The organism is Bradyrhizobium sp. GW821-FHT13H05 (genome assembly GCF_058804065.1).
Window position 1 is genome coordinate 122,301 of record NZ_JBXAPO010000010.1, and the last position, 17,274, is coordinate 139,574.

16 protein-coding genes are annotated in these 17,274 nt (G+C 65.0%); 11 read left to right on the forward strand and 5 right to left on the reverse strand.

The genetic code is table 11. From position 1 onward, the window contains the following. Nucleotides 1-31: 31 nt before the first annotated feature. Complete coding sequence (locus tag AC1RR3_RS26845) at nt 32-1,273, forward strand: threonine synthase (protein ID WP_492826272.1); 1,242 nt, start codon at nt 32-34, stop codon at nt 1,271-1,273. Nucleotides 1,274-1,360: 87 nt separating this feature from the next. After that, nucleotides 1,361-2,332 (forward strand): tripartite tricarboxylate transporter substrate binding protein BugD, encoded by a 972-nt coding sequence (locus AC1RR3_RS26850; RefSeq protein WP_492826274.1) that lies wholly within the window; start codon nt 1,361-1,363, stop codon nt 2,330-2,332. 41 nt (nt 2,333-2,373) lie between these two features. Here the strand turns inward: AC1RR3_RS26850 and AC1RR3_RS26855 are convergent, their stop codons facing one another. After that, nucleotides 2,374-4,557, reverse strand: coding sequence for a lytic transglycosylase domain-containing protein (locus AC1RR3_RS26855; RefSeq protein ID WP_492826276.1), 2,184 nt, complete (start codon nt 4,555-4,557; stop codon nt 2,374-2,376). Nucleotides 4,558-4,881: 324 nt separating this feature from the next. Here AC1RR3_RS26855 and AC1RR3_RS26860 point away from each other — a divergent pair, with 324 nt between their 5' ends. From AC1RR3_RS26860 to AC1RR3_RS26880, 5 genes are all read left to right on the forward strand, one after another. Continuing rightward, complete coding sequence (locus tag AC1RR3_RS26860; RefSeq protein ID WP_492826278.1) at nt 4,882-6,618, forward strand: adenylate/guanylate cyclase domain-containing protein; 1,737 nt, start codon at nt 4,882-4,884, stop codon at nt 6,616-6,618. Between the two features lie 106 nt (nt 6,619-6,724). Further along, nucleotides 6,725-6,901 carry a hypothetical protein gene (locus AC1RR3_RS26865; RefSeq protein WP_492826280.1) on the forward strand — a complete coding sequence of 59 codons (177 nt, stop codon included), beginning with the start codon at nt 6,725-6,727 and terminating at the stop codon, nt 6,899-6,901. Nucleotides 6,902-7,136: 235 nt separating this feature from the next. Then, a complete protein-coding gene (locus tag AC1RR3_RS26870) occupies nt 7,137-7,349 on the forward strand; it encodes a hypothetical protein (protein WP_492826281.1) in 213 nt (70 codons plus the stop codon). Nucleotides 7,350-7,711: 362 nt separating this feature from the next. Further along, entirely contained in the window at nt 7,712-7,969 is a 258-nt protein-coding gene (locus AC1RR3_RS26875; protein ID WP_492826283.1) for a hypothetical protein, read from the forward strand. 90 nt (nt 7,970-8,059) lie between these two features. Then, on the forward strand, nt 8,060-8,281 hold the full coding sequence (locus AC1RR3_RS26880; RefSeq protein WP_492826285.1) for a hypothetical protein: 222 nt from the start codon (nt 8,060-8,062) through the stop codon (nt 8,279-8,281). Between the two features lie 135 nt (nt 8,282-8,416). Here AC1RR3_RS26880 and AC1RR3_RS26885 read toward each other — a convergent pair whose 3' ends face one another. Next, a complete protein-coding gene (locus AC1RR3_RS26885; protein ID WP_492826287.1) occupies nt 8,417-8,857 on the reverse strand; it encodes a hypothetical protein in 441 nt (146 codons plus the stop codon). An 85-nt stretch (nt 8,858-8,942) separates the two neighbouring features. Between AC1RR3_RS26885 and AC1RR3_RS26890 the strand changes: the two genes are divergently transcribed. Beyond that, nucleotides 8,943-9,347: a MerR family transcriptional regulator gene (locus AC1RR3_RS26890; RefSeq protein WP_492826289.1), complete on the forward strand. Its 405-nt coding sequence runs from the start codon at nt 8,943-8,945 to the stop codon at nt 9,345-9,347. Here the strand turns inward: AC1RR3_RS26890 and AC1RR3_RS26895 are convergent. Beyond that, nucleotides 9,342-10,403: a nickel/cobalt efflux transporter gene (locus AC1RR3_RS26895; protein WP_492826291.1), complete on the reverse strand. Its 1,062-nt coding sequence runs from the start codon at nt 10,401-10,403 to the stop codon at nt 9,342-9,344. The genes AC1RR3_RS26890 and AC1RR3_RS26895 overlap by 6 nt on opposite strands. A 5-nt stretch (nt 10,404-10,408) precedes the next feature. Then, on the reverse strand, nt 10,409-10,687 hold the full coding sequence (locus tag AC1RR3_RS26900) for a metal/formaldehyde-sensitive transcriptional repressor (protein WP_492826293.1): 279 nt from the start codon (nt 10,685-10,687) through the stop codon (nt 10,409-10,411). Nucleotides 10,688-11,412: 725 nt separating this feature from the next. Between AC1RR3_RS26900 and ilvD the strand changes: the two genes are divergently transcribed. Both ilvD and AC1RR3_RS26910 read left to right on the forward strand, forming a co-directional pair. Next, nucleotides 11,413-13,137, forward strand: coding sequence for a dihydroxy-acid dehydratase (gene ilvD, locus AC1RR3_RS26905; protein ID WP_492826295.1), 1,725 nt, complete (start codon nt 11,413-11,415; stop codon nt 13,135-13,137). After that, nucleotides 13,124-13,948, forward strand: coding sequence for a tetratricopeptide repeat protein (locus tag AC1RR3_RS26910; RefSeq protein WP_492826297.1), 825 nt, complete (start codon nt 13,124-13,126; stop codon nt 13,946-13,948). Before ilvD ends, AC1RR3_RS26910 begins: the two co-directional genes overlap by 14 nt. A gap of 60 nt (nt 13,949-14,008) precedes the next feature. On the opposite strand, the gene xth is transcribed toward AC1RR3_RS26910, so the two are convergent. After that, the gene (gene xth, locus AC1RR3_RS26915) at nt 14,009-14,806 is read right to left on the reverse strand and encodes an exodeoxyribonuclease III (RefSeq protein WP_492826299.1); all 798 of its coding nucleotides are present in this window, start codon (nt 14,804-14,806) and stop codon (nt 14,009-14,011) included. A 134-nt stretch (nt 14,807-14,940) separates the two neighbouring features. On the opposite strand from xth, the gene AC1RR3_RS26920 reads away from it, so the two are divergent. Beyond that, complete coding sequence (locus tag AC1RR3_RS26920; protein WP_492826301.1) at nt 14,941-17,271, forward strand: ATP-binding protein; 2,331 nt, start codon at nt 14,941-14,943, stop codon at nt 17,269-17,271. Nucleotides 17,272-17,274 lie beyond the last annotated feature (3 nt).

Sequence of the window (17,274 nt, forward strand, 5' to 3'; positions counted from 1 at the left end):
GCCGGTTGCAAAATAAGAAGGAAATCACCCCATGCACGACAACGACAACCTCACCATCGAACGCCCGACCTTCGTCACGCATCTGGAATGCGCGATGGAAGGCGATCATTATGCCGCCGACCAGGTCCACAACCTCTCCAAGGCCGGCAAGCCGCTTCTTGTGCGCTACGACCTCGCCGGTGTGAAGAAGGCGCTCACCAAGGATGCGCTCGCCCAGCGCCCGGCCGACATGTGGCGCTATCGCGAGCTGCTGCCGGTGCGCAAATGCCAGGACATCGTCTCGCTCGGCGAGGTGACGACGCCGCTGATCCGGCTGCCGAAGCTCGGGAAGAAGCTCGGCGGCGGCGAGATCATCGTCAAGGACGAGGGACGCCTGCCAACCGGCTCGTTCAAGGCGCGCGGCCTCGTCATGGCGGTGTCGATGGGCAAGGCGCTCGGGGTCAAGCACATGGCAATGCCGACCAACGGCAATGCCGGTGCTGCGCTCGCGGCCTATGCGACCTCCTGCGGCATCAAGACCACGATCTTCTGCCCGGCCGATACGCCGGAAGTGAATGTCAGCGAGATCGAGCTCCAGGGCGCGACCGTCTACCGCGTCAACGGCTATATCGACGATTGCGGCAAGATCGTCGGCGAGGGCAAGGCCAAGGTCGGCTGGTTCGACACCTCGACGCTGAAAGAGCCGTACCGCATTGAAGGCAAGAAGACGATGGGCCTGGAGCTTGCCGAGCAGCTCGGCTGGGACGTGCCCGACGTGATCTTCTATCCCACCGGCGGCGGCACCGGTCTGATCGGCATGTGGAAGGCTTTTGACGAGCTGGAGAAGATCGGCTTCATCGGAAGCAAGCGCCCGCGGATGGTCGCGGTGCAGGCTTCCGGCTGTGCGCCGATGGTGCGCGCCTATGAGGCCGGCACCGAGCACGCCACGCGCTGGGAGGACGCCCACACCATCGCATCCGGGATCCGCGTGCCGCAGGCGATCGGCGATTTTCTCATTCTGCGCGCCGTGCGCGAGAGCAAGGGCTTTGCGATTGCCGTCGACGACGACAAGATCACGGCTGCACTGAACGAGGTCGCACGCGAGGAGGGGCTGTTGCTCTGTCCCGAGGGCGCCGCGACCTACGCCGCCTACAAGGACAGCCTTGCCGACGGCCGCGTCTCGAAGGGTGACCGCGTGATGCTGTTCAACTGCGCGACCGGCCTGAAATACCCGCTGCCGCCGGTCACGCGCACGCTCGATCGCCACAAGCCGATCGACTATTCGCAGTTCTAGCGCGTCATTTCGTCTCTTCACGAACGATCTCTCTTCCCGTACGCGGGAAGAGATAAAAACAAGAATGATATCGCTGGGGAGAGTGCAATGAGGAAGGCCATCTGGGCCGGGCTGATCGGTATTCTCGCTCTCACCGGTGCCGTGCGCGCCGACGATTATCCCTCGCATCCCATCACCGTCATCGTGCCGTTCGCGGCCGGTGGCCCGTCGGACGCGATGGCGCGCGTGCTGGCCGAGCGGATGCGCGTGACGCTCGGCCAACCCCTGGTGATCGAGAACGTCACCGGCGCCGGCGGCTCGATCGGCGTCGGGCGCGCCGTGCAATCACCGCCGGACGGCTACACCATCTCCTTCGGCCACCTCGGCACCCACGTCGCCAACGGCGCCGTCTACAAGCTCAACTACGACCTCGTCGCCGATCTCGCACCCGTGGTGCTGCTGCCGAGCAACCCGATGATCGTGGTCAGCAAGAACGCGGTGCCCGCGACCTCGCTCAAGGAGCTGCTGGACTGGCTGAAATCGCGACCGTCGCCGGCGACCGCCGGAACGGCCGGCGCGGGCTCCGGCAGCCACATCGCCGGCGTCTATTTCGAGAGCGTCAGCGGCATCAAGCTGCAATACGTGCCGTATCGCGGCACCGCGCCCGCGCTGAACGATCTGATCGCGGGTCAGATCGACGTCATCGTCGACCAGACCTCCAACTCCATCAACCAGGTTCGCGCCGGCACCATCCGCGCCTACGCCGTCACCGATGACAAGCGCCTCGCGTCCGCGCCCGACATCCCGACCGCGGAGGAGGCGGGGCTGAAAGGCTTCAACATGACGCTGTGGTCAGGGATGTGGGTACCCAAGGGCACGCCGAAGGAGATCGTCACCAAGCTGAACGCGGCGGCCGTGGAAGCGCTGAACGATCCCGCGGTGAAGAAGCAGCTTGAAAGCCAGGGCCTCGAGATGACGCCGCAGGATCAGCTCACCCCCGAAGCGCTCGGCGCGCGGCAAAAGGCCGAGATCGCAAAGTGGTGGCCGATGATCAAGGCGGCGAACATCAAGGTGGAATGAGGCTGCTCGGGATGAGGGGATAGAGTGGATGCCGACGTAACCTAGTCCGCTCCCGTAAATCCCACCGGCGTCGCTACGGCGGCAGCATCCTTCGTCACCACACGCTGGTCGCTCTTGCCGGCGACCACGCCGCTGCTCTCGAACCTTGCGCGGTAGACCAGCACGTTCTCTATCACGCGCTGGACGTAGTTGCGCGTCTCCGAGAGCGGGATGCGCTCGACCCAGTCGACCGGATCGACCTTGGGATCCCGGGGATCGCCGCGCGCCTGGACCCATTCGCGCACGCGGCCGCGGCCGGCATTGTAGCCGGCGAAGGTCATGATCTGGTTGCCGCGATATTCCGATAGCAAGGCGCTGAGCTCGGCCGCGCCCATCTGCGTGTTGTAGACGGGATCGGAGACCATCTTGTCCCAGTCATAGGTCAGGCCGAAGCGCTTTGCGGTATCGCGGCCCGCTTCCGGCGTCACCTGCATCAGGCCGACCGCGTTGGCGGCCGATTTGTCGCGCTGGTCGAACGAGCTTTCGGTGCGGGCCACCGAATAGATCACGCTGGTCTCGATCGCGGGCGCGAGCTGCTTGTGCTCGGGAATGCCGATGGTCGGGAAGGCGTAATGGTCGAGCGCGAGGCCGCGCGCCAACGCCGATTTGCCGACCTCCAGCATGACGCGCGCATCGTTGCGACGGCCGGCGAGCTCGCCGAGGCCTTCGAGCGCTGCGACGTCGGTGCTCTCCTTGGCAAGATCCTCGGCGTAATAGAGCACCGTGTCGCGCTCGCCGATGCCGTAGAGCATGTCGGCAGCGCGTACGCGCTCGTCCGAGGGCGGCGTGTCGGCCGCGGCCAGCACGGGCGAGGGCGGACGCAGCTCGATGCGGTCGAGGCCTAGCCTGGCGCGGGCGAGCTGGCCGTAATAGGCGGTCGGATATCGCGCTGCCGCCTGATAGCTCTGGCGCGCGTCGGACGATGCACCCATCGCTTCCGCAGCACGGCCGCGCCAGTAATGGGCGCGCGACAGCGCGAGCGGATTGGGCGAGCCTTCGTCGATCGCTGCGAAATGCACCATCGCCATCTTGGGATCGTTAAGATAGCGCAGCGCGATCCAGCCGCACATGAAATGGTAATCGACGCGATAGACCTCCATCGCCGGCACCGCTGCCGTGCGGACCACATCATAGGCCGTTCTGAATTTGCCCTGGTCGAGCAGCTTTCGCGCCAGCAGGCGGCGCTCACGCCACCACGCATCGGTGTCCTGCGCCGCCATCGTGTCGGGCGCAGCAGCGAGGATCACCTCGGCTGCGTCGTCGATGCGATCGTTCTGGAGATGCCATTGTGCGCGGCAGAGGACATAGCCGAGATCGCGGCGGGCTTCGGCCGAAACATCCTCGAGATAGTCCTTGGCCTTGTTGGCCTTGCCGGTGACCGCGGCGCAGGCCTTGACGATCGCGAGCGCATCCTCGCCGAGCCGCTTTGCCGCGCGCCTTGCGCCGGCATAGTCCTTGGCGCCGAGCCGCTTGTCCATGCGGGCGCGATGGTCGTCGGCGGTGAGGAGATCGCGGAACACCTCGTAGGAATCTTCTTCGCTGCGTTCGGACAATTCGTCCGTGCGCCAGGCCTCGCGCGCCAGACGCGTAGCCCTGTCGCTGTCGCCTTCAGTCAGCAGCACGCGGGCGAGCGCGAACTTGCCCTTGGCGCTGGTCGGACGGTCCATCGTGAATTTGTGCACGGTGGCCGCGTCGGTCTTCTCCTGCCACAGCCGCGCCTCGGCGCGGCGGCGAAGCAGGGCGCTGCTCGGCCAGTCCGGATTGGCGGCGAGGAAGGCGGCGTAGCGCTTGAAAGGTGCCGTGCTCTCGGAATGACGCAGCATGAACCAGTCGGCGAGCTTCTGCCCGGCCGGATCGGCAATGCGCTCGCGTGCGGCAGTGGCGTCGTCGGTCTTGCCCTTGCGCGCGAGATCGATGGCGTCCTTCAGCGCGGCAAGGTCGCCGGTCAGCGGAGGCGCTGCCGGTTTGTCCGAGGCTTCGTCGTCGTCCTTCTTCGTTTTGCGCTTGGCCTCGGCATGCTTGCCGTGCTTGCCAGCCGCAGCATGGCGCTGCTTGCCGGCTTTGGCCTCATGCGTCTTCTTCGGCGCGGACGATTTGTGACTGCTCTTCGCCGCCAGCTCGGTTGGGAGAAAGGCCACAGCGGCCATGGCAACGACACACGCGAGCGAGCGTAGGCACTGGTTCATTCCGTGGTCCCCCTGCGAAACCAGTACAAACCAAAGTCCGCGACGACATGCGGCTCGAGAATCAAAGTGCATCGAAAACGATGCCACGGCATCGTTTCGCATTTGTCACGCTGTCGCAACAATGCGGCAAAATACGGATGGAGCCCGGGAACTCCTGCAACGGGGAATAGAGCAGAGGCTTTTAACCTTTGTTAACGAATAAGGCTCGCGCGACGGTTGCGCATGGCTCAGGGCGTCGCGATCGGTCAGATTGCGCGTGTTCCCGGGCCGAAATCCGGTGTATTGAGTTCCCGAGCCGTCCTTTGAGCCTTTGCCCCCGCACCCATGCCGCTTTTCAACCAGTCGATCCGGCGCAAGATCGTCGGCATCGCCCTCGGATTGATCGTCCTGATGCTGGTCACCTCGATCCTGTCGATGGTGATGTCGAGCCAGGTCGGCGTCCTCCTGGACGAGCTGACCAACCGCTACATCCCGGCCTATGGCGATCTGGCCCGCGCCAACATCCGCTCGCTTGAGCGGTCGGTGGCGCTGCGGCGGATGATCATGATGAAGATGCAGGCGTCCTCGGACGAGGAGGGCTATGCGGCGCGGTTTCACGAATTCGAAGAGGCGGATCGCAAGATCGAGGAGGAGGCCGAGGGCGCGCGCAAGCACATCAACGCGATCATCGACGATACCCGCACGCCGTCGGACAATGCCGCGCTGGCGCGGATCGAGATCCGGATCGAGACTGCCGTCACCGAGCTGCGCCGCGATATGAACGAGGACCACGCAAAGCTCCTCAAGCAGATCGACGCCAAGCAGATGGCGGAGGCCCGCGGCGCGCTGGAGCATATCGATGCCATCCGCGACCAGTTCAATCAGAAGATCGATGCGATCCGCGCCGACATGCTCAAGCAGGTTTTCGTCTCGACGTCGCAGGTGATCAGGCACCAGCGCCAGGCGATCATCGTTTCAGGCGTCGTGACCGCGCTCGCCGCAATTGTCGGCTTCGCCTTTGCACTGCTGGTCTCCGGCGGCATCACGCGCCCGGTGCGGCTGTTGCTCGCCGGTACCCGCGAGGTCGAGGCCGGCCGCTTCGACAAGACCATCGCCGTCTCGACCAAGGACGAGATCGGCGAGCTCGCCGCCGCCTTCAACCGCATGATCGAGCAGCTCCGGCACAACGAGCGCATCCGCGAGACCTTCGGCCGCTACATCGATCCCAAGGTGGTGCAGGGCCTGATCGACCGACCCGAGGTCGCAATCGACGGCCAGCGCCGGGTGATGACCATCATGTTCTCCGACATGAGCGGCTTCACCTCGATGAGCGAAGGCATGACCCCGCGCGGCCTCGTCAAGGTGATGAATCACTATTTCACGGTGATGTCGGCTCCGATCAGGAGCCACCGCGGCGTCATCGATAAATATATCGGCGACGCCATCATGGCCTATTGGGGCCCGCCCTTCATCGAGGAGGACGAGCCGGCGCTGCTCGCCTGCTTCGCCGCCATCGAGATGGCCGACCAGGTGCCGGCGCTTCAGAAGCAGTTGCCGGATCTCCTGGGCATCCGCGCCATGCCGGCGCCGTGCGACTTGCGCATCGGTATCGCCACCGGCGAGGTCCTGACCGGCAGCATCGGCTCCGAGCTGATGATGAGCTTCACCGTGATGGGCGATGCCGTGAACCTCGCCTCGCGGCTGGAAGCCGTCAACAAGGTCTATGGCACCCGCATCCTGATCGCGCAGGCGACGGCGGATGCGATCGGCTCACATCTCGAGCTGCGCGAGATCGATCGCCTGGCGGTCGCCGGCCAGAACGCGCCGCAAGCCATCTTCGAGGTGATGGGCAAGGCGGGTGCGCTGACGGGAGCGCAAGACGGCCTGAGAAAGCACTATGCCGAGGGCCTTGCCGCCTATCGCGAGCGCCGCTTCGCCGATGCCCGCGCCGCCTTCAACGCCGCGCTGGAGAGCGTCCCCGGCGACGGCCCGTCCCGTACCATGCTCGCCCGTACCGCGCAGTTTGAGGCGGACCCGCCGGCGGCCGATTGGGACGGAGCCTGGCGGATGGACAGCAAATAGCCGGGCCGCCCTAGAATAATTGATTCTATCCCATAACGATGTTGGCCGTGACCTATTTCCCGGGCTTAGGTTTAATGTCCTTGAGGCGTTTGATGGGGACACGCCGATGACAGAACTTGAGGACAGGCTGGAACGGTTCGAGACGCTCACCGCCGAATGCGAGCTGATCGCCAAGCTCGCCACCGACAGCACCAAGCGCGAATTCTATCTCAAGCTCGCCGAGCATTATTACGAGCTCGCGAACGAGACGCGGCGCGCGGTTGCGACGAGGGCGGCGGCTTAGAAGACCTGCCTAAGGCTTGACGTAAGCCTCGGACATGCAAACGGCTGCATGATGCGTGGAACCATTGCGGGGCCGCGCGGTTGAAAGCCGTTTTTAACGTTTGGCGCGCATCCTTGGTCTGGATGCGGGGGTACGCCATGTGGCTCGTTCCTCGCGATGGGAATGCCGGGGTTCGTTGCAGCGCAACGTGCCCTTGGGAACGTCGCTTTGACGTTGGCTTTTGCAGGGCGATCCCATGCGTGTTCTTGCGGTTCTCATCCTCGCGCTCATGATTGCGGCCTGCAATCAGGAGCAGGACATCACGGGCTCGACCGCAGCCTGTCCGGCCCGGAATTACAGCTCCTACAATCCCCGCGACATGAGCCAGTGCGTGGCCGCCTGCAAGGCGTGTGACCACGGCAACACGGTCACCTGCACCACGTCTTGCACGCTCAAGGGCGCACATTGAGCGACTGACCGGAGCGCGTTGCACGGATCGCAACGGCGCCATCTCCTGCCGCCATCGTCCCGGTCGACGCGACCTGCCTGCTCCGCAACGGGATCGCCGACGAAGCGTGAGCGCTGCGGAAGGCGCTCGGCCTCATGGTTCGAGACGCCCGCTTTGGCGGGCTCCTCGCCATGAGGGTCCAAGATGTTGTCGCGAAGCAAGACCTCATCCTGAGGGCTCGCGAAGCGGGCGTCTCGAAGGATGGACCGCTACGGAACCGCCTGCCACGCTCGGCGGATCAAAGGCCGGCGGTGCTTCCGCACCGGAACGAATTGCATGAGATAATCATTGAAGGCGTGGGCAAGGACGTGGAGTCCGATGGAATGGGTATGCTCGATCCCGGGCGGTTTCTGGTGTCATGCTCGCATTGCGAGGCTTGGCCGATGGCGGCCAACGTCAAGCGTGCGAGCTGGTCGGCGCAGCCGCACGAGGTTCGCTTCGTGTGCCCGCGATGCCGTCGTGAGGAGACCGCAATCGTCTCCGCCTCGGGCGAGTTGACGCCGATCCGGCGCATCGACATCCCGCCGCGCGACGTCGCTATCGCCTGGGCCCAGGCGCAGCGCGTGAGAGGGCGGACGTAAGCGGCCCGGACATTGCGCGATCCCATTTTGGAACCCGGCCTACGTCCAGGCGTTTCCGCCCCGGACATCCACGCAATCGAGGCTGGGCGAATGATCAGCGAGCATTTCGACACCCGTACACGGATCAACATGAAGCTGGCGCTGGATCGGATCTGCCGCAATCGCCCTCGCGGCGAAGACCACGGCTTCCGCAGGTCGGTTGCCGAAAACATCATTCGCTGCGCGCTCGCAGGCAGGACCGGAATCGGTCAGCTCGTCGATGCCGGTGAGCGGGCGGTGATCCGGACTTGCGCGGAGCGGGAGCACGCCTAGCTAGGGGCGGGTAAGTCGCACTGAGCGCGCACGGCGCTGCGAAGGCCAGCACATAATGTGGCCCGCGCGGCTCGAGCGCGCAGAAGAGCAGCATCGCGCTGACAGATTGCAGTCCGAAGATCGCAAGCCCGTCCATCAGCCGGCCGGCGGCTTCGACTTCTTGGTGACCCCGAGCGCGTGAAAGACGGCGGGCTCCATCACCGGCCACAGCGCCGCCGTCGCGGTCAGAACGGTCGCAACGCACATTGCAGCCAGCACCGACGATCGGATTTTCAGACCGCTCGTCCGCGATCGCCAGATGATCCAGCCCCATGCGCAGAGCACGATTGCGATCGAAAGCTTCGTCATCAGCCCGTGTGCGTGATCGAGCACGGCAATCAGGCTCCCGGCGCTGGCGAGCACGACCGCAGGCAACGTGAAGGGGAGTACGCAGCACGCCGTACAGGCTGCGGCGACAACCGCCGTCGCAACCGCTGTGCCCGCGGCCTTGCTCCCGCCCGTTTCGGTCTTGGCCGCGCAGCCGCATCCTGGCGATGTCGCGGACGGAAGAGTGCAGGACGGCCCAATAACGCTCATGTGATTCTCCTCATGCTTGTGCGTCATGGATCCGATCGCTACGCCCTCAAGCCACTTGAGGTTCAAGCGAAAAGTGAGAGCTTCCATGAGAATTGGCGTCCTCGCCAAGGCGGCCGGCCTCTCGGTCCCGACCATCCGCTATTACGAGAGCATCGGCTTGCTGGCGCCGCCAGCGCGCCAGGGCGGCCAGCGCGTCTATGGCGAAGAAGCTCTCGGGGTGATCCGCCTCATCAGGCATTGCCGCGATCTCGATTTCTCGATCGACGAGACGCGCGAACTGCTCGCGTCGGTACGGCGGCGGTTGCCGTGTAGCGAAACGAAGAGTTTTGCGGAGAAGCATCTTGGAGCGATCAGGACGAAGATCGCGGAGCTGCGCGCGCTGGAGGCGACAATGGCTGCGCTGGTCCGCGGCTGCGAGACGATATGCTGTGGCAGCGCTGCGCCGGATTGCGTGATCTTGCAGCCCGGCGAAGCCGGTGGCGGGTCATGAGATGACTTCTTGCAGGCCGATCCATCCGGTGTAGAGTCCGACGGCGACGATCAGCGCCGCCGAGACATAGGGCGCACGATGGGCGAAGCGGCTGAAGCCGTTCCAGTGGCGCTCGACATGCCGCAGGCTGAGCGCAGCCAGCACGCCCGCCGACACCATCGTGATCGCAAGTCCGATGCCGAAGCAGAGCACCAGTGCGAAACCGAGGCTGAACTGTTTCAGCTGGATGCAGAGCAGCAGCACGGTGATCGCGGCCGGGCAGGGGATCAATCCGCCGGTCAGGCCGAACAGGATGATCTGCCCGGTCGTGACGGTGCGGCCGGCAAAGCGCTTGCGGATGTCGGCGGCGTGGGCGCGCGCATGGGCGTCGTCCTCGTCGCCGAGGTCCATATGCGCGTGGTCGTGTTCCTCGAAGACGAGCTCTGCCGCGTTGCCGTCCAGTCTCACGCGGACCTTGAACGCGTGCGGCTCGGGAATGTCCTCGGTACTTTCGAGATAGTTTTCGCGTGCGACGAAGCGGAAAGACTGCTCGGCGCCGTCGGGGCGGATCGTAATCAGCACGAGGTCGGCCGGATCGATCGGCGCGCCCCGCTCGTCGCGAACACGCCAGCGTGGCGGCACGCCGTCCTCGAACACCTCGATCGACAAGGTCCGACCGTTCAGCGCGACCTGCTGCGCCTCGTCATGATGGTGGTGATCGTGTTCGGCGTGCTGGTCGCGCCAGGTCCGCCAGATCATCCATCCTGCGATGCCGATGATGATCACGGCGGAGGCCAGCTGCAGGTAGGCCTCGCTGCGCTCGCCGGACCATTGCGCGCCGAAGTAAAGCCCTGCGAGCGCGACGGCCCAGACGACGGCCGTGTGCGAGATCGTGGCCGACAGTCCGAGCAGCACCGCTTGCAGCACGGTGCCGCGAATGGCCACGATGAAGGCGGCCATCATGGTCTTGGAATGACCGGGTTCGAGGCCGTGCAGCGCGCCGAGCAGGATGGCGCTGGGCACGAACAGCCAAGCGTGTGCGCTGCTCTGCTGGAGCAGTTGAGACAGGTCGATCATGTCAGTTACTTCAAATAGGTTCGGACGACGTCGATGAGGTCGGCGGCGCCCTTGGCCTTCTCCGGATCCTTTTCGTGCGCGGGATCCACGACGTGGTGGCGGATGTGATCCTCCAGCAGCTCGGTGGTGAGGCCACTGATCGCGCCCTTGACCGAAGCCACCAGCATCAGGACATCGGCGCAGCCGATCTCGGATTCTAGGGCGCGCTCGACCGCCTCCAATTGCCCCTTGATGCGCCGGACGCGGCCGATGAGCTTCGACTTGTGTTTGACCGTATGGGACATGACCATAACATAGGGGGGTACCCTATATAAGTCAAGAATGCCGAGGCGAGGCGTCCTCGTAGCCCGTCGGGCAAAACACCTGCATTGGCGTCAATCCCCATTGGCAAAATATTCCGCTACACCGAAATTCGGAAATGGCGCATGTGTCGCCCATTCCGGCTCATCCTTGAGGGGCGATCGTACGTCGCCACGATATGCGAGCCGGGTTGCGGTGGACGCGGCAGCGTCGTGCGCGAGAGGGTGCGGGCTGGCCGGGGCCCCTGTCTCCCCGAGAGCGCTATCCGTGGCTTCTGGGGCCGCCTCTGCGCCACCACGCTGACGCGCTGCCGCTTGTCCGGGACACGAGAGGGAGTGGCAACGTGACAAGGGGCGCACCGACTCACTTGCGCGCGCGTGGCCGTTGAAGAGAAAGTTGGGAGCGCCGCACCCGCCTGGAAATCTCAAGTTGTGGATTGTCATATTTGTGAGGGTATCTTAGTAAGCCAACCCGTGTCTTCCCGGTAACGATTGTGCCGTCTGCGCAACACTCGCGGTGGATTTAACCCTCATCACGGGTCGTTCGCATCGCCGCCGCTTTTTGGCCACACCCGAACATGAATAAAATCGCTCTAATGTTTTAGGGGCAGCGGCAGTCCTTCAGCGGCGACGGGAAATCCCAGGGTCGATTCAAATCTTGGCTCTGATTTTTCGGGTCTGAAAGGGTTCGCCGGGGAAACTGGTTTGCGATGGACGCGAAGACCAACATCAAGCAGAGGCTGCCGAGCCGTCACGTGACGGAAGGCCCCTCGCGCGCGCCCCATCGCTCCTACTTCTACGCCATGGGTCTGACCACCGAGCAGATCCACCAGCCCTTCGTCGGCGTCGCCTCGTGCTGGAACGAGGCCGCGCCCTGCAACATCTCGCTGATGCGCCAGGCGCAGGCCGTGAAGAAGGGCGTCGCGTCCGCCGGCGGCACGCCGCGCGAATTCTGCACCATCACCGTGACCGACGGCATCGCCATGGGCCATGACGGCATGCGCTCCTCGCTGCCGTCGCGTGAATGCATCGCCGACTCGGTCGAGCTGACCGTCCGCGGCCACGCCTATGACGCCCTCGTTGGGCTCGCCGGCTGCGACAAGTCGCTGCCGGGCATGATGATGGCGATGGTCCGCCTCAACGTGCCCTCGATCTTCATCTATGGCGGCTCGATCCTGCCCGGCAATTTCCGCGGGCAGCAGGTCACCGTGCAGGACATGTTCGAAGCCGTCGGCAAGCACTCGGTCGGCGCCATGTCGGACGAGGACCTCGACGAGATCGAGCGCGTGGCGTGCCCCTCGGCGGGCGCCTGCGGCGCGCAGTTCACCGCCAACACCATGGCGACCGTCTCCGAGGCAATCGGCCTTGCGCTGCCTTACTCGGCCGGTGCTCCGGCACCATACGAGATCCGCGATGCCTTCTGCATGACCGCCGGCGAGAAGGTGATGGACCTGATCGCCCAGAACATTCGGCCGCGCGACATCGTCACCCTCAAGGCGCTGGAGAATGCCGCCGCCGTGGTCGCGGCCTCGGGTGGCTCGACCAATGCTGCGCTGCACCTGCCGGCGATCGCACATGAGTGCGGCATCAAGTTCGACCTGTTCGATGTCGCGGAAATCTTCAAAAAGACACCTTATGTCGCGGATTTGAAGCCGGGTGGCCGTTATGTCGCCAAAGACATGTTTGAAGTAGGTGGCATACCGCTTCTGATGAAGACGCTGCTCGACAACGGATTTCTCCACGGCGACTGCATTACGGTCACCGGTCGAACGATCGCCGAAAACCTCAAAAGCGTGAAATGGAATCCGCACCAGGACGTGGTGCACCCGGCAGACAAGCCCATCACCGTCACTGGCGGTGTGGTCGGTCTGAAGGGCAATTTGGCGCCAGAAGGTGCGATCGTGAAAGTCGCGGGAATGTCCAACCTCAAGTTTACCGGTCCGGCCAGGTGCTTCGACCGGGAGGAGGACGCGTTCGAGGCGGTCCAGAAGCGCACCTACAAAGAAGGCGAAGTCATTGTGATCCGCTACGAGGGCCCCAAGGGCGGCCCCGGCATGCGGGAAATGCTCCAGACCACCGCGGCGCTGACCGGGCAGGGCATGGGCGGCAAGATTGCGCTCATCACCGACGGTCGCTTCTCCGGCGCGACCCGCGGATTCTGCATCGGCCATGTCGGCCCGGAAGCTGCCATTGGCGGCCCGATCGGGCTGCTCGAGGACGGCGACATCATCGAGATCGACGCGGACGTCGGTACCCTTAACGTAAAATTGAGCGACCAGGAGCTTGCCCAGCGCAAGACCAAATGGAGCGCTCGCGCGACTAACCACACGACGGGCGCGCTCTGGAAATATGCTCAGCAGGTTGGACCAGCGGTCGGGGGGGCAGTGACCCATCCGGGCGGCGCGCACGAGAAACAGTGCTATGCGGACATCTAGGCGTGCCATAGTTGCGTTTGTGTTGGGGGCCAGTGCGCTGGCTGCGCCGGCGTTCGCCTTTGACGGCGCGCCGGTCAACAAGGACGCAGCCCTCCCTGTCGTGACCACCTTGCCGGGCGCCGCGCCGACCGTGCGCAGCAGGACGGCTCCGGTGGCCGCGCCCCAGGAAACCTCGCTCAGCGCCCTGCAATATGCCGCCGAGGGCGGCCATCCCATCGCGCAGTGGAAGCTCGGCCGCATGTACGCCAATGGCGACGGCGTCGCCCAGGACGATGTGCGCGCCTTCGAATATTTCAGCCGCATCGCCAACGCGCATGCCGACGACAGCCCGTCCGCGCCGCAGGCGCAGGTCGTGGCCAATGCCTTCGTTGCGCTCGGCCGTTACTATCTGAGCGGCATCCCGAACTCGAAGATCAAGGCCGATCCTGATAGGGCGCGGGAGATGTTCTCCTATGCGGCCTCCTATTTCGGCAACGCGGATGCGCAGTACGATCTCGCCCGGCTGTACCTGAAGACCCCGGACGCCTCGCGCGAAGACTTCCGCTATGGGGCGCGCTGGCTCGGCCTTGCCGCCCAGAAGGGCCAGCATGAGGCCCAGGCGCTGCTCGGCCAGATGCTGTTCAACGGCGATCGGGTGCCGAGGCAGGCCGCGCGCGGCCTGATGTGGCTGACGCTGGCGCGTGACAGCGCCGGTAGCGAAGAGACCTGGATCAAGGAAAGCTATAACCGCGCCTTCGCCAAATCCTCCGACGACGACCGCGCCATGTGCCTGCAAATGCTGGAGCAGTGGGTCCAGGGCCGCCGGGAGTAGGGTTGATCCCGTAGGGCGAGCAAAGGCGCCTTGGCGCCGTTGCCACCGCCACGGCGTGGCTCACGCCGCCTCCAGATCCAGATCCGCCCAGACCGGCACGTGGTCCGACGGCTTCTCCCAGGCCCGCACATAGCTGTCGATCCCGACATTGGCGAGCCGGTCGCTGGCCTGCGGCGACAGCAGCAGATGGTCGATCCGCAAACCGTGGTTCTTCTGCCAGGCCCCGGCCTGGTAGTCCCAGAAGGTGTAGAGCCCGGGCTCGTCAGTGACCGCGCGCAAGGCATCGGTCAGGCCGAGGCCGAGCAGGGACTGAAAGCTCTCCCGCGTCTCGGGCTTGAACAGGGCGTCCTCGGTCCAGGCGGCGGGGTTGTGGACGTCGCGGGCATGCGGGATGACGTTGAAGTCGCCTGCGAGGATCAGCGGCTCCTCGGTCTTGAGGCGCTCCTTCGAATACTCAAGAAGCCGCGACATCCATTTGAGTTTATAGGGATATTTCTCGGTCCCGACCGGGTTGCCGTTGGGCAGGTACAGGCAGGCGATGCGCAGCACGCCGCGCTTGAGCGTCACCACGCCCTCGAGGAAGCGGGCATGCGCGTCCTCATCGTCGCCCGCGAGCCCGGACTTGGTCTCGTCAAACCGGAGCTTCGAGAGCAGCGCGACGCCGTTGAACGTCTTCTGCCCGTGGGTGACGACGTTGTAGCCCAGCGCCTCGATTTCCAGCCGCGGGAACGCCTCGTCGACGCATTTGATCTCCTGGAGGCAGACGATGTCCGGCTGGCACTCCTTCAGCCAGGTCAGGAGCAGATCGATCCGCTGCCGGACCGAGTTCACGTTCCAGGTGGCTACTCTGATGGGCATGTCGGCGGGCTCCGGGCAGGGGCGATTGTTAGAACAAAATGCAAACGTGCCCGTCAAGGACGCCGCAAAATCTCCCACAAAATTAACCCGGCTTAAGCGGGCCTCAGGCCATTGATACGGAAAAGGTTCCATGGATGGGATGGCCGGTCAAAACTTCACAACGAGCTGAGCCGCGCGACGGCCTCGTCGGCGCGTTCCTGTATTGGCTCGGCGGCTTCGAGATCGAGGACGGCCTGACCGCTGATCTCAGCGAGCGCGAGCTCCGCCGCATCCGCGCCAAGCAGATCAATGCGGTGACGCAGCTGATCCCCGTGACGATGGCCGTCACCATGCTCAACGTTGCCATCGTGCTGATCCTGTTCTGGGGCAGGGGCTGGAACGACTTCCTCGCGATCTGGGGCATGACCCTCGCCGCCACCGCCTCGCTTGCGGTGCGCTCGTGGCGACGCTCCCATCAAAACCCGCCGCCGGAGGCCTCGCCCCGCGCCGCGCGACACATGCTGCGGCAGGCGTTCTTCCTCGCCGCGATCTGGGGCACGCTGCCGCTGGCGCTGTTCAGCCGCGTCGAGCCGACCAGCCAGCTTATTCTCGCCTGCCTGATGGTCGGCATGATGTCGGGGGGCGCGTTCACGCTCTCGACCTTCCCGCGCGCGGGTCTCGTCTATCTCGCGACCATGACCGTCGGCTGCGCCGGCGCGCTGTTGCTGTGCGGCGCCGGGCCGTATCTGGCGACCTCGGTGTTCCTGCTGCTGTTTGCCTTCTTCATGGCGCGCAACATCGTCTCGCAGGGCAACCTGTTCCTTGGCAATCTCAAGGCCCAGCTCGAGCTCGAACGGCAGACCGAGATCATCTCGCTGCTGCTGAAGGACTTCCAGGAAAACGCCAGCGACTGGTTGTGGCAAACCGACGCTGAAGGACATCTGGTCGACGTGCCCGAGCGTTTTGCCGCCGTCGCGCAAATGCCGCTTCCGCTGCTGAAGGGATCGCAATTCGCCGACGTGCTCGACATGCTCTGCCCCGAGGACAAGGCGGCCGCCTACAACATCGTCGGCCTGATGGAACATGCCGAGCCGTTGCACGAGATGAACCTCAGGGTCGTCGCCGGCGGCGAGGCGCGGCTGTGGTCGCTCACCGCCAAGCCGGCCTATGATCGCGATGGCCAGTTCCTCGGCTATCGCGGCTTCGGACGCGATGTAACCGAGCGCTGGCGCGCGGAGAAGGCTGAGGCCGAAAGCCGCGCCAAGTCGGACTTCCTCGCTGTCATGAGCCACGAGATCCGCACGCCGATGAACGGCGTGCTCGGGCTTGCCAGCATGCTGCTCGAAACAGAACTCGATCCGGAGCAGCGCGAGGCCGTCACCACGATCCGCGAGTCCGGCGACAATCTCCAGCGCATCCTCAACGACATCCTGGATCTGTCCAAGCTCGAGGCCGGCCGCTTCGCATTCGAGGCGATCGACTTCGTCCCGCAGGCGCTGGTCGAGACGGTCGCGACCGTCGTGCGGGCGAGCGCCAAGGGCAAGGGGCTGACGGTCGAGGTCGAGCTCGATCCGAACCTGCCGCCGACGCTGCGCGGCGACGTCGCGCGCATCCGCCAGGTGCTGCTCAACCTCGCGTCCAACGCGGTGAAATTCACCGACGAAGGCGAGGTCACGATCGCCGTGACCTGTCAGGCGCGCCGCGATCTGCTCGCGACCGTGGAATGGACCGTGACCGACAGCGGTATCGGCATTGCGCCCGAGAAGGTCGGGGAGCTGTTCAGCGACTTCGCGCAGGCTGACGCTTCCATCAGCCGCCGCTTCGGCGGCACCGGGCTTGGGCTCGCGATCTCACGGCGCATCATCGAGCAGATGGGCGGCACCATCGGCGTCACCTCGACGCCGGGCGAGGGCTCGACCTTCCGCTTCACGCTGGTATTGCCCTGGAGCCAGGCGCAGGCCTCCGATCAGGGGGACGGCCGCGACGAGGCCGACGAGCTGAAAGCGCGCATCGCCGGGCTCGATCGGCCGCTGAAGGTGCTGGTCGCCGAGGACGATGCCGTCAACCGCATGGTCGTGAGCAAGATGCTGGGGGCCTTCGACGTCGAGCTGCGCGTCGTCACCGACGGCGTCGAGGCCGTCGCGGCGGCCTCGGATGGCGACTTCGATGTCGTGCTGATGGACGTACGGATGCCCGACATGGACGGCCTTGCCGCAACCCGGGCGATCCGTGCGCAAGGCGGCCGCTTCGAATCCCAGCCGATCATCGCGCTGACCGCCAACGCCTTCCCCGAGGACGTCAAGATCTGCCGCGAGGCGGGGATGTCGGACTTCCTGGCAAAGCCCTTGCGCAAGCCCGCGCTGGTCGCGGCCTTGCTGCGTGCGTTGGACGGCCACGTGGTCGCGGAAGACGCGCCGCTTCAGCCGGAGCTGATGCCTGACGAGGTGGAGTGGACCGACGAGGAAAGGCAGATGACGGGCGCTTGAGGC

What these genes read in the sequence shown, in the direction of transcription:
- xth (WP_492826299.1), bottom strand. Translation starts at nt 14,806, where the DNA reads ATGCCCATCAGAGTAGCCACCTGGAACGTGAACTCGGTCCGGCAGCGG.
- AC1RR3_RS26875 (WP_492826283.1), top strand. Translation starts at nt 7,712, where the DNA reads ATGGGTATGCTCGATCCCGGGCGGTTTCTGGTGTCATGCTCGCATTGC.
- AC1RR3_RS26910 (WP_492826297.1), top strand. Translation starts at nt 13,124, where the DNA reads ATGCGGACATCTAGGCGTGCCATAGTTGCGTTTGTGTTGGGGGCCAGT.
- AC1RR3_RS26885 (WP_492826287.1), bottom strand. Translation starts at nt 8,857, where the DNA reads ATGAGCGTTATTGGGCCGTCCTGCACTCTTCCGTCCGCGACATCGCCA.
- AC1RR3_RS26860 (WP_492826278.1), top strand. Translation starts at nt 4,882, where the DNA reads ATGCCGCTTTTCAACCAGTCGATCCGGCGCAAGATCGTCGGCATCGCC.
- ilvD (WP_492826295.1), top strand. Translation starts at nt 11,413, where the DNA reads ATGGACGCGAAGACCAACATCAAGCAGAGGCTGCCGAGCCGTCACGTG.
- AC1RR3_RS26900 (WP_492826293.1), bottom strand. Translation starts at nt 10,687, where the DNA reads ATGTCCCATACGGTCAAACACAAGTCGAAGCTCATCGGCCGCGTCCGG.
- AC1RR3_RS26850 (WP_492826274.1), top strand. Translation starts at nt 1,361, where the DNA reads ATGAGGAAGGCCATCTGGGCCGGGCTGATCGGTATTCTCGCTCTCACC.
- AC1RR3_RS26920 (WP_492826301.1), top strand. Translation starts at nt 14,941, where the DNA reads ATGGGATGGCCGGTCAAAACTTCACAACGAGCTGAGCCGCGCGACGGC.
- AC1RR3_RS26845 (WP_492826272.1), top strand. Translation starts at nt 32, where the DNA reads ATGCACGACAACGACAACCTCACCATCGAACGCCCGACCTTCGTCACG.
- AC1RR3_RS26895 (WP_492826291.1), bottom strand. Translation starts at nt 10,403, where the DNA reads ATGATCGACCTGTCTCAACTGCTCCAGCAGAGCAGCGCACACGCTTGG.
- AC1RR3_RS26880 (WP_492826285.1), top strand. Translation starts at nt 8,060, where the DNA reads ATGATCAGCGAGCATTTCGACACCCGTACACGGATCAACATGAAGCTG.
- AC1RR3_RS26870 (WP_492826281.1), top strand. Translation starts at nt 7,137, where the DNA reads ATGCGTGTTCTTGCGGTTCTCATCCTCGCGCTCATGATTGCGGCCTGC.
- AC1RR3_RS26865 (WP_492826280.1), top strand. Translation starts at nt 6,725, where the DNA reads ATGACAGAACTTGAGGACAGGCTGGAACGGTTCGAGACGCTCACCGCC.
- AC1RR3_RS26890 (WP_492826289.1), top strand. Translation starts at nt 8,943, where the DNA reads ATGAGAATTGGCGTCCTCGCCAAGGCGGCCGGCCTCTCGGTCCCGACC.
- AC1RR3_RS26855 (WP_492826276.1), bottom strand. Translation starts at nt 4,557, where the DNA reads ATGAACCAGTGCCTACGCTCGCTCGCGTGTGTCGTTGCCATGGCCGCT.